The sequence below is a fragment of the Rhodoblastus sp. genome, from assembly GCF_052145335.1.
GTDB lineage: Bacteria > Pseudomonadota > Alphaproteobacteria > Rhizobiales > Beijerinckiaceae > Rhodoblastus.
On record NZ_JBKQOU010000080.1, the window covers coordinates 1 to 13,086 of the forward strand.

Below are 13,086 nucleotides of genomic sequence, written 5' to 3' on the forward strand. Positions count from 1 at the left end.
GGTGTGGAGCCTTCCATCACGGCGACGCAGGAATTGGTGGTGCCGAGATCGATGCCGATAACTTTAGCCATGTGTAATTTTTCCTTTCCTGGCAGAACCGCCGGACCCCGAAGCGGTCCGGTTATGGGCGGACCTTCGTCACGCCCGGTCCCCGACTTGCGTTCAGATTGGGATGAGTGCGCCCGCATACAAGAGCGCTGCTGATATAGGGGCGGGGATTTTTGCCCGCAAGCTTGATCGAGTTGGATAAGTGAACGGCAAACTCGACAACCTGTGCAGCCGACGCTTCCTCGGCGGTGGTCGCAAAGTCTCCCTCGACCTTTGGCGGGGGCTCGCCATTTTTTTGTCCTCGTTATTTTTCCCCTGGGCATTTCTTGCGGAAGGGCGCGAAGAAAGATAAAAAATTTTCTTTTCCTATTCTATAAACAGACCATGCGCCCGATTGTCCTCACCGCCACGATTTTCCTGACCTTGGCGCCGGCCGCAAGCCGCGCGCAAATGGTGCTGCCTGGGGCGGTCGCCGCGCCGACGCCGGTGGGCCAGTCGGGGGCGCCGCCGGCCTTGCATCGACCAGGCGGCGGCAGCCCCGGCGGCGAGGCTGCGGTCGACCGTCATTTCGCTCCCGCCAAACCGCCCTCCGTCGATACCATTGTTGGCAAGCCGCTCAGCCTTTCCGGCGCGCGCGGCGTCGTGCAGGTCGAAAAATCTGGCGCCGATCTGCGACTGTCGCGCCTGACGCTCGTCGGCGATAAAATCTCCCAGCCCAACCAGACCTGCGAAGTGACTATGGGCGACGCCGACTCGCTGGCGCTCAAGCCTATGGGCGCGCCCGACGGCGTGCAGCGCTACGAGCTCGATGCTTCCGCCTGTCCGCTGCAATTCGATGTTCTCAACGGCGCCTTGCGCGCGACAAGCCAGAATGGGGCCTGCGCTTTTCCGCAGGCCGATTGTCGCGCCGACGCCGCTGGTTTATGGGGACCGCCCGGCGACAGCTTCGATGAGGCGCAGGTGAAATCGATCGAGCGCGAGCGCACCGTGTCGGAAAAAAGCGTCAGCGCGCATTTTCGCAGCCTGCTGGCCAAAAACAAGAAAGACAAGGCTGCGACCCAGGCTGCGGTCAAGGAGCAGGCGGCTTTCTCGGCCAGCCGGGCGCAGACCTGCCGCGATTACGACCGCGAGGAAGCGCATGGCTTTTGCGACCTTCGCCTGACCGAGGCGCGCGATTACCGCCTCCAGACTCGCCTGGCGGCGGATAACCCCGGCAAGCAAGACAAAAAAGTCGCCAAATCCACAGCCAAGCCTGCCGCGCGCAAACCCGCCGCCAAGCCCGCGACCGAGCAGCAAGGCGGCCCTGCGTTTTAAGCCTCCCGCCCATCAGTCGATGTGAGCTATGATCGTCCGGCTTTCCGTCCTCAGGAAGGCAGACGGGGACACCATGGCGACTTTGATAATTGGCCTCATTCTGTTCTTTGGCGCCCATGTGACACCGACATTTCCACCTTTTCGCGCCGGTCTGGTCGAGCGGTTCGGCCTCGGGCCTTTCAAGGGGATATTTACCGCAGCCTCGCTTCTCGGCCTGATCCTGATCATTCATGGGGTTTCAGTCATGCGCGGCTCGGCGCAGGATGCGTGGATCTGGTCGCCGCCCGTGTGGTCGCGGCATCTGGCCTTCGCACTTATGCTTCCGGCCTTCGTGCTGATCGCAGCCGCTTATATTCCCTCGCATATCCGCGAAAAAGTCGGCCATCCCATGCTGGCGGCGATCATGATCTGGGCGCTGGCGCATCTTTTCGCCAATGGCGATCTTCTCGCTTTGCTTTTGTTCGGCCCGTTCCTTGCCTTCGCAGTTTATGACCGGATTTCCGTTTCGCGCCGCGCGCCCGCCGCTCGCGCCCCGGCGCGGGAGTGGGGCGGCGACGTGGCGGCCCTGCTGGTCGGCGTCGTCTTATGGGCCGCCACTTTGTTCTGGCTGCATAGGCTCGCGGGCGTCCCGCTTCTGCCGGGTTAAAGCCTCGATGGGATTGAAGCCGGATCCCGCGCGAACCGCATCCGCGTCGCTCGCACGCTCTTATTTCGCCAGCAGGGCGACGCTCGCCGGGCCGCCCTTGGCGCCGGGCAGCACCTTCGCCCGCGCCGGGTGAAAAGCGGCGAGGGTCGAGCGATGGCCGATCGAAACCAGTGTCGTATCCGGCAAGCGGACGGCCAGCATGGCGTAAATAGACGCTTCCGTCTCTTCGTCGAGCGCGGCGGTGGCCTCGTCGAGCAGCAGCCAGTCGGGCTTGGCGAGCAAGGCGCGCGCGATGGCCAGCCTTTGCTGCTCGCCGCCGGAAAGCCGTTGCGCCCAGTTGTCGACCTCGTCGAGATTTGCCGCCAGTTGCGGCAGATGCGCGTCGGTCAGCGCCGCCTCAATGGCGGAGTCGGCATGAAGGTCCGGTTCGGTGGGGTAGACCACCGCCTGACGCAAAGTACCGATGGGAATATAGGGTTTTTGTGGCAGCAGCAGCATCCGGCCGGCGGCGGGCGTTGAAACTTCGCCGTCGCCGAACGGCCAGACGCCCGCCATGGCGCGGAACAAAGTCGATTTGCCGGAGCCAGAGGGGCCGGTGACGAGCAGGTTTCGGCCCGGGGCCAAAGCGAGATTCACCCCTTGCAGCAGCGGCTTGCCGGTCGGCAGGCAGACATTTGTTCCGCGCAGGGCGGGCGCGGGGGCGTCGGCGGCGATGGTGATTCCTTCTTCGGCCTGGGCAGCCTCTATGGCGGCGTCGAAGGAGGTCAGGCGCTCCAGCACCGCGCGAAAGCCCGCGAGCGAGGTGTAGTAAGAGATGAAAAAGGTCAGGGCGCCTTCCACCTGCCCGAAGGCCTGCGCCGTCTGCGTCATCACGCCGAGAGCAATCTTGCCGGAGAAATAGAACGGCGCCGAAAAGACGTAAGGAATGATCGGACTGATCTGGCCGTAAAAGCCGGTGAAAGCGACGAGCTTTTTGCGCCGGTCGATCATTTCCAGGTAATTGGCGATCACGGCGCCGAAACGCTCGCGAAGGCTGAACTGCTCCGCCCTCTCGCCGTTCAGAAGGGCCACCTGTTCGCTATATTCGCGCAGCCGCGCCAGCGAGAAACGGAAGTCGGCTTCGACCTTCTGCCGCGTGAACATGATGCGCGTCAGCGGCCGGCCGATCAGATGGGTGATCAAGGTGCCGGTCGCGGCATAAAGCAGGGCGACCCAGAACAGCAGGCCGGGCAAAGCGAAATTGGTGCCCGGAAACGTGAAATTCGCTGACAGGCTCCATAGCAGGATGGCGAAGGAAACCAGCGACGACAAAGTCGAGATCAGCAGGATCGAATAATTATAGACGCCGTGGCCATAGGCGCCGCCTTCGCCGCCGCCATCGATGAAGCGGGCGACGTCCTCGGCGATGCGCTGGTCGGGGTTGTCGGTCATGCCGCCGATCAGCGACATGCGGTAATGGGTGTGCCGCTCCAGCCAGTGCGAAATATAGAATCGCGTCAGCCAGCGCCGCCAGCGAAGGACAAGATAGGAGCTGACGACATATTCGACCACCGCGCTGGCGACATAGACGAAGGCCCAGGGGGTGAACACCCAAATCAACATGCGCCAGAATTCGGGGCCGTTCTTTTCCTGGATGGCGTTGAAGAAATCGCGGTTGAAGAAATTCAGCCGCACGGTGATCGCCACCTGCGCCTGGTTGAGCAGGACGAGGAATACCACCATGCCGGTGGCCAGCACGCGCTTCAGCATTTTCAGGCGCAGCGGCCCGAAATTGGCTACGGTTTCGTCGGCATGGTCAAAAAAGCGGTCGGCGATGCGGGTCATGGCGCGCACGACCGGAATGTGGGAAATGGCGAAGACCAATATGGCGAAAACAGCCACGGTCAGCGCCAAGGTGTCGGGTGGCGTGGCCTCCTCCAGCGACTTCGGCCAATAGCCGAAACGCGCGGCGAGATCGGCGAGGCCGAAGACCACGGTCTCGATAGAGAACAGAGCGATGAAAATCTTGAGGAAGCTCGAGACCGGCGCGCTGCGCTCGCAGCAATAGAACACGATCAGCGAAGCCACGCCGAGCAGTTCGAGGGTGGTGTCGCCGATCTTCCAGCCGACGCCGGCGGCAAGGAAAGCAAAAAGCGCGACCGCCAGTCCGAGAATTCTCATTTTCTACCCTCGCGTTGCGGAGCGTCCCGCGAATTTTTGGCGACTTCCCGTAGAGCCTTCCGCGGAGGCTTCGCCGCCGTCAAAGGCCCAATATCTCTCTCGCCGCCATTTCATCGCGCCGAATTTGCGCCAGCAGGGCGTCGAGCGAGTCGAACTTCTTTTCGGGCCGGAGGAAGTCGATGAAGAAGACCTCGATCTCCTTGCCGTAAAGATCGCCGGAAAAGTCGAAGACAAAGACTTCCAGCAGCGGCGGCCCGTTGTCGACGGTCGGACGACGGCCGAAACTGGCGACGCCCTTCAAAACTTCGCCGTCGATGGCGACTTCGACCGCGTAAATCGCATGTTTCAACCGGCAGGCCGAGTCCACCGCGAGATTGGCGGTGGGATATCCCAGTTGCCGCCCGAGCTTGGCGCCATGGATCACCGGCCCGGTCAGCGACCAGGGGTGGCCAAGCAGGGCGGCGGCGGCGGCGACGTCGCCGCGCTCCAGCGCCTCGCGCGTCGCGGTGGAGGAGACGGCGTCGAGCGAACCTTCCTCGTCTGCAACGACTTTTTCGACGATTTCGACCAGAAATCCGTATTTTTCCGCCTGTTCGCGCAGAAATTGTGGCGTGCCTGACCGCTTGGCGCCGAAATGGAAGTCATAGCCGACCACCACGGCGGCGACGCCGAGCCGTCGCACCAGTATTTCACCCAGAAAAGCCCCGGCGTCGAGCTTCGCCAGATGGTCGTCGAAGGTGAAGACGATCATGCCGTCAAGGCCGAGTTCGGCTAGTCGATGCGCCTTGGCTTCACGGCTGGTCAGGCGGAAGATTTTCTCGCCGCTTGCAAAAAAGTCCGCCGGATGCGGCTCGAAGGTCAGCACCGCGCAAGGCCGGCCCAGCCGTTGAGCGAGATTTTTCGCGCGAAAAATCACCGCGCGATGGCCGCGATGCACACCGTCGAAATTGCCGATGGCGACAACCGCGCCGGTCAGACCCTCCGGCGGCCGCACCGGATCGACGCTGAGAATGAATGGCTTTTTCGGCGTCATATTTAGCATTCCAGCAGCGGAAACGGTCGTCAGGCTTCCGTTTTCCGGGGGGCCGGTTCGCGCGGCGGCACCATGACGATGGCCTCGCCGTCGAGCACCACCTTGCCATCCACCGTGGCTTCGCAATGCAATCTGCAGCGCCGCCCTTTTTCGACCAGTTCGATCACTTCGACGCTGATCGCCACCACATCGCCGATCTTGACCGGACCCTTGAAATTCAGGGTCTGGTGCAAATAGATCGCGCCTGGCCCGGGCAGGTACATGCCGAGCACCGCCGAAATCAGGCTGGCGGTATAGAGGCCGTGGGCGATGCGTTCGCCAAACCGCGATTTCTTGGCAAAATGCTCGGAGAGATGGATAGGATTGTGATCGCCCGATAGTTCGGCGAATCCGACGACATCCTCGTTCATCACGGTTTTCATCAGGGATTCGCGCATGCCGACGCTTAAATCCTCGAAATAATAGGTTTTGAACGGCTCGGACATCGGGATCTTTCTTTGAGGGGGCGCGGCTCGCGACAACGGGGCGAGAAAACATGGAAGTTGTTTTCGCATGAAACGCGGCGAAATCAAGCCGAAGGAAATTTTGACGCCATCACCATGCCAGCCGGTTCATCCGGTAGACCGGCGATATGCCGTGGCCGTCGACGAATTGCCGGTAGCCTTCGGCGTCGAGCGGACCGCCTTCGCCCTCATGCAATTCCTTGCGGTGGATGCCTTCCGTGATCAGCAGGCTGTCGAGGCCCATGGCCGCGGCGCCGGCTATGTCGGTGTGCATGGCGTCGCCGATGGCCAGCACGCGGTCGAGATCGAGCGGGCGTCTGCGCGCCCGCTCGAGCAGGCCGAGCGCCAGGCGATAGATGGCGGCATAGGGTTTTCCCGCCTGTTCGACCTCGCCGCCCATTTCCTCGTAACGCTCCGCCAGGGCGCCGGCGCAATAGACAAGTTGCTCGCCGCGATAGACCACGAGATCGGGATTGGCACAGATCATCGGCAGATTTTTTGCCCGCAAGGCGGCGAGCAGCGTCTCGTAATCGGCCGGCGTCTCCGTGGTGTCGTCGACGAGGCCGGTGCAGACCGCGAAATCGGCCTGCTCCAGCGGCGCCGGCGCGATTTTCCGCCCCCCGGCCATGGCGGTGGCGGCGGAAAAAACCGGAAGATCGCGATCGGGGCCAATGAGGAAGGGAAGCTGCGGCGACCGCTCGACAATCGCTGCGGCGCAGACATCGCCGGAAGTGGCGATGGCGTCGTAGAATTCCGAACTTATGCCGAGCGAGGCCAGTTGCGCCGCTACTTCCGCCTTGGGGCGCGGGGCGTTGGTGATGAGTGTCACGGGCTTGCCCAACAGCCGCAGATTACGCAGCGCTTCGGCCCCGGCGGTGAAACCGTTCACGCCATTGTGCAGGACGCCCCAGATGTCGCACAAGACGGCGTCGTAACGCTCGCAGATCTCAGCCAAGCTGGTCAAAACCGCGCCGCCGTGCTGACCCAGGTTGTCGGTTTTTTCAGTCATGCCACGCGGCTAAACGCACCCTGTCTCGAAGTCAAGGCGCGAAAAGCCTGAGAGGCGAGGCTTGTCTCGATCCCTGTCGCCGCCTATGACAGCGCATCCCAACGGAACGAGATCATGACCGAAGCCAAAGCCGCCGTCTCCCTTGTCAAAGCGCGCCTGCCGCGCGGCTTTGCCGATCGCGGCGCCATTGAGATCGCCGCCGTCGATTCCATGCTCGCGGTTATCAGGCAGATCTACCAGCTTTACGGGTTCGAGGCGGTCGAGACGCCGGCCATCGAATATACCGAGGCGCTCGGGAAGTTCCTGCCCGATCAGGACCGGCCCAACGAAGGCGTGTTTTCGTTCCAGGACGACGACGAGCAGTGGCTGTCGCTGCGCTATGACCTGACCGCGCCGCTGGCGCGCTATTTCGCCGAAAATTTCGAGTCTTTGCCGAAACCCTATCGCTCCTATCGCGGCGGCTTCGTGTTCCGCAATGAAAAGCCGGGGCCGGGCCGTTTCCGCCAGTTCCTGCAATTCGACGCCGACACGATCGGCTCGGTGAGTCCGGCCGCCGACGCCGAACTTTGCATGATGGCGGCCGATACGCTGGAAAAGCTCGGAATCGCCCGCGGCGATTACTGTATCAAGATCAACAATCGCAAGATCCTCGACGGGGTGATGGAGGCGATCGGCCTCGGCGGCGTCGATGACGCCGGCCGTCGTCTGGTGGTTTTACGCGCCATTGACAAGCTTGACCGTCTCGGCCCCGAAGGTGTGCGCCTGCTGCTGGGCGGCGGCCGCAAGGATGAATCCGGCGATTTCACCAAGGGCGCGGGCCTTGCCGACGCGGCGATCGACAGGGTTCTGGCCTTCACCAACGCCCGTCGCGCCACCAACGCGCAGACCCTGACCGCACTGGCGGAAATCGTCGCCACGTCGCCCCGTGGGCTGGTGGGGGTGGCCGAATTGCGCGCCATTAACGATCTCGCCAAGGCGGCCGATTATAATGAAAGCCGGCTGACCCTCGATCCTTCGGTGGTGCGCGGTCTGGAATATTACACCGGGCCGGTTTTCGAGGCCGATCTCACCCTTGCGGTGAAGGATGAGAAGGGTCAGCCAATCCGTTTCGGCTCCGTCGGCGGCGGCGGCCGTTACGACGGGCTGGTCGGGCGTTTTCGCAGCGAGGACGTTCCAGCGACCGGCTTCTCTATCGGAGTGTCGCGCCTCTACGCGGCCTTGAAGGCGATCGACTCGCCAATTGTCGCCAGCGCGCCGAATAATGGCCCCGTGGTGGTGCTGGTGATGGATCGCGATCAATTGCCGCATTATCAGGGCCTGGTCGCGCGCCTGCGCGACGCTGGAATCCGCGCCGAATTATATCTCGGGGCGGCGGGGATGAAGGCGCAGATGAAATATGCCGACCGGCGGAAAAGCCCCTGCGTCGTCATCCAGGGCTCGAACGAGCGCGAGCGCCAGGAAGTGCAGATCAAGGATCTGATCGAAGGGGCGAGGGCGGCGGCTGCCATCGGCTCCAACGAGGAATGGAAGGCCGCGCGTCCGGCGCAGACTTCGGCGCTCGAATCCGACATGGTCGCGGCGGTGCGGGAAATTCTCGAGCGCCACGGGCTTTGATTTCCCGCCTTCGCGCGCGTAAACCCTTCCGGGCGAAAGTGGATGCGCGGGCTGAGCGCTTTTGCTAAAGCAGGCCGGAACTGCGGGCCATTTTCCGCTTGTGGGAGTCAGGGATGAGCGCCGGTCAGGACCAGAGGGGCGAGGCTTTTCTGCAAAAGCTCGAAGCGGCGGGCTATTTGCCTTGCGACCCCTCGATATTGCAGCCGGCCGACGTCTTTCTCGATCTTTCGGGCGAGGACATGCGCGGGCGCCTGTTGCGGGCTTCCGACAGCGCCGCAGATTTCTGCCTACGTCCGGAATTCACCATCCCCGTTTCGCTTGCTTACCTCGCGTCTCCGCAGGCGGGCGAAGCGGCGGCCTTCTGCTGCCACGGCCCGGTTTTCCGCCAACGGCCAGGCCTTTCGCCGGAATTCCTCCAGGCAGGCGTTGAAAATTTCGGCCGCGACGACCGCGAGGCCGCCGACGCCGAAATCCTGGCTCTGGCGCTTGAGGCGGCTGGAGCGCGCGACTGGAGCATTCGCATCGGCGATGCGAGTCTTTTGACCGCCTTGCTCGAAAAGCTCGCCCTGCCGCCGGTCTGGCTGCGCCGCATCCGCAGCGGCCTGGCCAAGGGCCAGAAACTCGACGACATCCTCAATCCTGTCATGGAGGGCGCGGTCGATCATTCCGGCGTGCTTGCGGCGCTGGACGGCGCCGACAAGGCGGGCGCCCGGGCGCTGGTCGAGGACTTGCTGAAAATCGCCGGCATTTCGGCGCTTGGCGGACGCACCTCCGGCGAAATCGCCGATCGTTTCCTCGAACAGGCGGAATTGCGCTCCGGCGCGGGGCTTGACGCCGACAAGCGGGTCGTGCTCGCGGAGTTTTTCGCTGTGGAAGGCCATCCGGACAAGGCGTCGGCGAAATTACGGACGCTTTTCGAGGCCGTGGGACTCGATCTGACGCCTGAGATGGATTCTTTCGACCAGCGCCTCAATTTCCTTGCGGCGCGCGGGATAGACCTGAACGCGATCCATTTTTCCGCCGGCTTCGCCCGCAACCTCGATTATTATACCGGCTTCGTATTCGAGGCGTTCGAGGCCGGGGCGCCTGACGACGCGCCGGTCTTCGCCGGCGGGCGCTATGACCGCCTGTTGTCGACGCTGGGCGCCAAATCCGACATTCCCGCTGTCGGCGCGGCGATCTGGATCGAGCGGCTCAATCCGGCAAATGGAGCGCGATAGATGAGCGAGCTTATCTCCGGCGACAAGCTGGTGCTGGCGGTGCCTTCCAAAGGCCGTTTGCAGGAAAACGCCAACGCTTTTTTCGGGCGTGCCGGCCTCACGGTAACGCAGGGGCGCGGCGCCCGAGACTATCGCGGAGCCCTGTCAGGGGTCGAAGGCGTCGAGGTGGCTTTCCTCTCGGCGTCGGAAATCGTCAAGAATCTTGCATCCGGCGCGGCACATCTTGGCGTCACCGGCGAGGACCTGGTGCGCGAGGCTCAGGCCGAAAGCAAAGTCGCCTTGCTGACGCCGCTCGGCTTCGGCCACGCCAATGTCGTCGTCGCGGTCCCGCAGGCCTGGATCGACGTGCGCACCATGGCCGATCTCGAAGATGTCGCCTCGGCCTATCGCGCCCGGCGCGGCGAGCGGATGCGCGTCGCCACCAAATATGTCAACACCACCCGCGCCTTCTTCCGCGACAAGGGCGTGGCCGACTATCACATTGTCGAGAGCCTCGGCGCCACCGAGGGCGCGCCGGCAGCCGGCCAGGCGGAGCTGATCGTCGACATCACCTCGACCGGCGCCACGCTGATCGCCAATGGGCTGAAGATCCTCGACGACGGGGTTATCCTGCGCTCGGAGGCCAATCTCGTCGCATCGCTTGGCGCCGCCTGGACGCCGGAATTGCGCGAGGTGGCTCGCAAAATCTTGGCGCGCATCGCCGCCGAGGAAGAGGCGCGCACGACGCGCGAAATCGTCGCCGTCCTGCTGCGCGATCCGGAGGATTTTGAGGCGCATCTGGCGCGTTTCGGCGCGAAATTGCGCATGCGCGGCGCCGATGGAGAGGCGGTTTTCGTCGCTCCGAAGGATCAGGCGCCGGCCTTGGCGGATTTCCTGATCGGCCAGGGAGCCGACCATGTCGCGGTGCGCCAGCTCGATTATGTGTTCACGTCGGTCAATCCGCTTTACGAGCGGCTGATCGGCCGGCTCGACGTCTGCGTCACCGCTTGAGGCAAAAAGTCGGCGCGCCGCCCGACGCCATCCGCGCCATGATCTTGCCGGCCATTCTTGAATAAAGGGCGCCGGGCCGGCGCGGGTCGCGCTTGCGCGGATTGGGCAGGGCGGCGGCGAGCAGCGCCGCCTCGCGCGGCGTCAGGCTAGCGGCCGGTTTGTGATAATAAAGCCGCGCCGCCGCCTCCGCCCCGAAAACCCCGTCACCCCATTCGGCGATATTGAGATAGGCCGAGAGAATCCGCGGCTTCGACCACAGGAAATTCAAGCTCAGGGTCAGCGGGATTTCCACCGCCTTGCGCAAGACCAGGCGGCCTGGAAACAGAAACAGATTCTTCACCGTCTGCATGTCGATGGTCGAGGCGCCGCGCGCACGTCCGCCGTTTTTTGCGCCGTCCTGTCGATCCGCCACGGCGGTGCGCAAGGCCCGCCAGTCGACGCCGGAATGAAGGCAGAAACGCGCATCCTCCGAGGCGATCACGGCCTGATGCAGATATGGCGAGATTTTTTCCAGCGGGACCGCGACGCGCTGGACTTTTTGCCCGGTCAGCCAGCGACCGAGCATCAAGGTCGAAACCGGCTCGGCCATGGTGTCGAACAGCAACAGGCCGACCAAAACCACCAAGAGCCCCAGAAGCAGCCACCGCAGCCAGATCAGAGCCCGGAACGGCGCAGAGGGCGGCGGTGTTCGGCGCGAAGGGGCGGATTGGGGCGTCATCGGCCAAAAACCTTGACCCAAGGCGGCGCATCGGGCAAGCGAACTTCCAATGATTTTTGCGCGAAAGGGAGAGGCGGCATGACGGCGGATTTTGCGAGGGATCAATTCGCCGCGCGCCTGATCGCGGTCGCAGAGGCGACCGAAGCCATGCTCGACAGCCTGTTGCAGCCGCATTGCCTTCCCGGCGAAAAGGATCGTCCCACCCGGCTGCTGGACGCCATGCGTTATGCGGCGCTCGGCGGCGGCAAGCGACTGCGTCCGTTCCTGCTGGTCGAGACGGCGCGGCTGTTCGGCCTTGAAGACGAAGGCGTTTTACGCGCCGCCTGTGCGCTGGAGATGATTCACTGCTATTCGCTGGTTCATGACGACCTCCCGGCGATGGACGATGATGATTTGCGGCGTGGACGCCCCACCGTGCACAAGGCTTTCGATGAGGCCGCCGCGATCCTCGCGGGCGACGGCCTTTTGACCTATGCTTTCGACATTGTCGCCGATGCGCCGACCCATGACGACCCGACGGTGCGCGCCGATCTGACCCTGATGCTCGCCCGCGCGGCGGGATTGGGCGGCATGGTCGGCGGTCAGGCGCTCGATCTCGAAGCCGAAGGCCGCAAGACACCGCATGAGGCGGGTTTCGTCGCCCTGATGCAGGCGATGAAAACCGGCGCTCTTCTGCTTTGCGCGGTCGAGGCCGGCGCGCGCATGGGCGGGGCCGACGCCAAGCAGAAGGCGGCGCTCAGCCGCTACGGTTCGGCGCTCGGCGCGGCCTTTCAGGTCGCCGACGACATTTTGGACGCCGAGGGAGACGAGCAGGCGCTGGGCAAACGCGCCGGCAAGGACGCCGACCGCAACAAGGCGACCCTGGTCGCCGCGCTCGGCCTGCCGGAGGCGCGCAAGAAGCGCGACGCCCTCGCGCAGCAGGCTATTCATGCGCTGGAAGACGGCCGCTTCGGCGCCAGGGCGGCCATTCTCGTCGAAGCGGCGCGTTTCACCGTCAACCGGAAATCCTGAACACATGTCGCTGGCGCCCGCCAATCGCCGCTGGCCGAAACCGCTGCGCATCATTCGGGCGCGTCCGCGCCTTTTCGTCTGCGCCCTGATCGGGGTGATCGTCGGGCTGGTCCTGCCGGCTTCCTGGCGGCCAGTGACGCGGGGCTTGATCGGCTGGAATGCGGGCATCTGGCTTTATCTCGCCGCCGCCGGACAGATGATCTTGCGCTCGGAGCATAAGGACATCCACCGCCGCGCCGTACTGCAGGATGAGGGTCGCAATGTCATCCTGACTCTTGCGGCGGTGGCTTCGACGGCTTCTTTCGGCGCGATTTTCGCCCAGCTCGCCTCGATCAAGGATTTGCCGTTCAACATCAAAAGCCTGCATATTCTGCTGGCTCTATTGACGATTCTCGGCTCCTGGCTGTTCGTCCACCTGACTTTCGCATTGCATTACGCGCACGAGTTCTTCCGCGTCTCCAAACCCGATACCGGGGGCAAATGGTGCGGCGGCATAGATTTTCCCGGCGTGGATTGCCCGGATTATATCGATTTCCTGTACTTTTCCTATGTGATCGGCGTGGCCTGCGCCACCGCCGACGCCAATATCACCGGCCGGCCCCTGCGCCGGCTGGCGCTGGTCCATTGCGTGCTGGCGTTTTTCTACAACAACGCCGTGCTGGCCATGTCGATCAACATAGGCGCAGGGTTCGTAGGAGGATAAGCTCGTCGCTCACTCCGCGGCGCTGGCGTTCTTGCCGCCAAAGCGCTGGGCGACATAATCCTCGACGATCTTCTCGAATTCCTTGGCGATGCCCTCGCCGCGAAGCGTCATCGCCTT

13 protein-coding genes are annotated in these 13,086 nt (G+C 63.6%); 7 read left to right on the forward strand and 6 right to left on the reverse strand.

What is annotated here, in order from left to right; all coding sequences use genetic code 11:
- The coding region (locus ACLP2E_RS05750) for an Hsp70 family protein (RefSeq protein WP_442465399.1) at nt 1–71 on the reverse strand (71 nt) is incomplete at its 3' end.
- Nucleotides 72–432: 361 nt separating this feature from the next.
- On the opposite strand from ACLP2E_RS05750, the gene ACLP2E_RS05755 reads away from it, so the two are divergent.
- On the forward strand, nt 433–1,362 hold the full coding sequence (locus tag ACLP2E_RS05755) for a hypothetical protein (RefSeq protein WP_442462258.1): 930 nt from the start codon (nt 433–435) through the stop codon (nt 1,360–1,362).
- Between the two features lie 73 nt (nt 1,363–1,435).
- Nucleotides 1,436–2,008: an NnrU family protein gene (locus ACLP2E_RS05760; RefSeq protein ID WP_442465395.1), complete on the forward strand. Its 573-nt coding sequence runs from the start codon at nt 1,436–1,438 to the stop codon at nt 2,006–2,008.
- Between the two features lie 60 nt (nt 2,009–2,068).
- Here ACLP2E_RS05760 and ACLP2E_RS05765 read toward each other — a convergent pair whose 3' ends face one another.
- The 4 genes from ACLP2E_RS05765 to ACLP2E_RS05780 form a co-directional block, all read right to left on the reverse strand.
- Nucleotides 2,069–4,168: an ABC transporter ATP-binding protein/permease gene (locus ACLP2E_RS05765; RefSeq protein WP_442462260.1), complete on the reverse strand. Its 2,100-nt coding sequence runs from the start codon at nt 4,166–4,168 to the stop codon at nt 2,069–2,071.
- 79 nt (nt 4,169–4,247) lie between these two features.
- Complete coding sequence (locus ACLP2E_RS05770; RefSeq protein ID WP_442465396.1) at nt 4,248–5,201, reverse strand: bifunctional riboflavin kinase/FAD synthetase; 954 nt, start codon at nt 5,199–5,201, stop codon at nt 4,248–4,250.
- 29 nt (nt 5,202–5,230) lie between these two features.
- Nucleotides 5,231–5,686 (reverse strand): MaoC family dehydratase, encoded by a 456-nt coding sequence (locus tag ACLP2E_RS05775; protein WP_442462262.1) that lies wholly within the window; start codon nt 5,684–5,686, stop codon nt 5,231–5,233.
- A 109-nt stretch (nt 5,687–5,795) separates the two neighbouring features.
- Entirely contained in the window at nt 5,796–6,713 is a 918-nt protein-coding gene (locus ACLP2E_RS05780; protein WP_442462263.1) for a TIGR01459 family HAD-type hydrolase, read from the reverse strand.
- Between the two features lie 114 nt (nt 6,714–6,827).
- Between ACLP2E_RS05780 and hisS the strand changes: the two genes are divergently transcribed.
- The 3 genes from hisS (at nt 6,828) to hisG (ending at nt 10,537) form a co-directional block, all read left to right on the forward strand.
- The gene (hisS, locus tag ACLP2E_RS05785) at nt 6,828–8,327 is read left to right on the forward strand and encodes a histidine--tRNA ligase (protein ID WP_442465397.1); all 1,500 of its coding nucleotides are present in this window, start codon (nt 6,828–6,830) and stop codon (nt 8,325–8,327) included.
- A gap of 113 nt (nt 8,328–8,440) precedes the next feature.
- Nucleotides 8,441–9,547: an ATP phosphoribosyltransferase regulatory subunit gene (locus ACLP2E_RS05790; RefSeq protein ID WP_442465398.1), complete on the forward strand. Its 1,107-nt coding sequence runs from the start codon at nt 8,441–8,443 to the stop codon at nt 9,545–9,547.
- Nucleotides 9,548–10,537 (forward strand): ATP phosphoribosyltransferase, encoded by a 990-nt coding sequence (hisG, locus tag ACLP2E_RS05795; RefSeq protein ID WP_442462266.1) that lies wholly within the window; start codon nt 9,548–9,550, stop codon nt 10,535–10,537.
- Here hisG and mtgA read toward each other — a convergent pair.
- Nucleotides 10,527–11,255, reverse strand: a complete 729-nt coding sequence (mtgA, locus tag ACLP2E_RS05800) for a monofunctional biosynthetic peptidoglycan transglycosylase (protein WP_442462267.1) — start codon at nt 11,253–11,255, stop codon at nt 10,527–10,529. The two genes, hisG and mtgA, sit on opposite strands and share 11 nt — an antisense overlap.
- A gap of 78 nt (nt 11,256–11,333) precedes the next feature.
- On the opposite strand from mtgA, the gene ACLP2E_RS05805 reads away from it, so the two are divergent.
- Together ACLP2E_RS05805 and ACLP2E_RS05810 are read left to right on the forward strand one after the other, a co-directional pair.
- A complete protein-coding gene (locus tag ACLP2E_RS05805) occupies nt 11,334–12,266 on the forward strand; it encodes a polyprenyl synthetase family protein (RefSeq protein WP_442462268.1) in 933 nt (310 codons plus the stop codon).
- Between the two features lie 4 nt (nt 12,267–12,270).
- Nucleotides 12,271–12,969 carry a DUF1345 domain-containing protein gene (locus tag ACLP2E_RS05810; RefSeq protein ID WP_442462269.1) on the forward strand — a complete coding sequence of 233 codons (699 nt, stop codon included), beginning with the start codon at nt 12,271–12,273 and terminating at the stop codon, nt 12,967–12,969.
- Nucleotides 12,970–13,086: the final 117 nt, after the last annotated feature.

What these genes read in the sequence shown, in the direction of transcription:
- ACLP2E_RS05755 (WP_442462258.1), top strand. Translation starts at nt 433, where the DNA reads ATGCGCCCGATTGTCCTCACCGCCACGATTTTCCTGACCTTGGCGCCG.
- ACLP2E_RS05760 (WP_442465395.1), top strand. Translation starts at nt 1,436, where the DNA reads ATGGCGACTTTGATAATTGGCCTCATTCTGTTCTTTGGCGCCCATGTG.
- ACLP2E_RS05765 (WP_442462260.1), bottom strand. Translation starts at nt 4,168, where the DNA reads ATGAGAATTCTCGGACTGGCGGTCGCGCTTTTTGCTTTCCTTGCCGCC.
- ACLP2E_RS05770 (WP_442465396.1), bottom strand. Translation starts at nt 5,201, where the DNA reads ATGACGCCGAAAAAGCCATTCATTCTCAGCGTCGATCCGGTGCGGCCG.
- ACLP2E_RS05775 (WP_442462262.1), bottom strand. Translation starts at nt 5,686, where the DNA reads ATGTCCGAGCCGTTCAAAACCTATTATTTCGAGGATTTAAGCGTCGGC.
- ACLP2E_RS05780 (WP_442462263.1), bottom strand. Translation starts at nt 6,713, where the DNA reads ATGACTGAAAAAACCGACAACCTGGGTCAGCACGGCGGCGCGGTTTTG.
- hisS (WP_442465397.1), top strand. Translation starts at nt 6,828, where the DNA reads ATGACCGAAGCCAAAGCCGCCGTCTCCCTTGTCAAAGCGCGCCTGCCG.
- ACLP2E_RS05790 (WP_442465398.1), top strand. Translation starts at nt 8,441, where the DNA reads ATGAGCGCCGGTCAGGACCAGAGGGGCGAGGCTTTTCTGCAAAAGCTC.
- hisG (WP_442462266.1), top strand. Translation starts at nt 9,548, where the DNA reads ATGAGCGAGCTTATCTCCGGCGACAAGCTGGTGCTGGCGGTGCCTTCC.
- mtgA (WP_442462267.1), bottom strand. Translation starts at nt 11,255, where the DNA reads ATGACGCCCCAATCCGCCCCTTCGCGCCGAACACCGCCGCCCTCTGCG.
- ACLP2E_RS05805 (WP_442462268.1), top strand. Translation starts at nt 11,334, where the DNA reads ATGACGGCGGATTTTGCGAGGGATCAATTCGCCGCGCGCCTGATCGCG.
- ACLP2E_RS05810 (WP_442462269.1), top strand. Translation starts at nt 12,271, where the DNA reads ATGTCGCTGGCGCCCGCCAATCGCCGCTGGCCGAAACCGCTGCGCATC.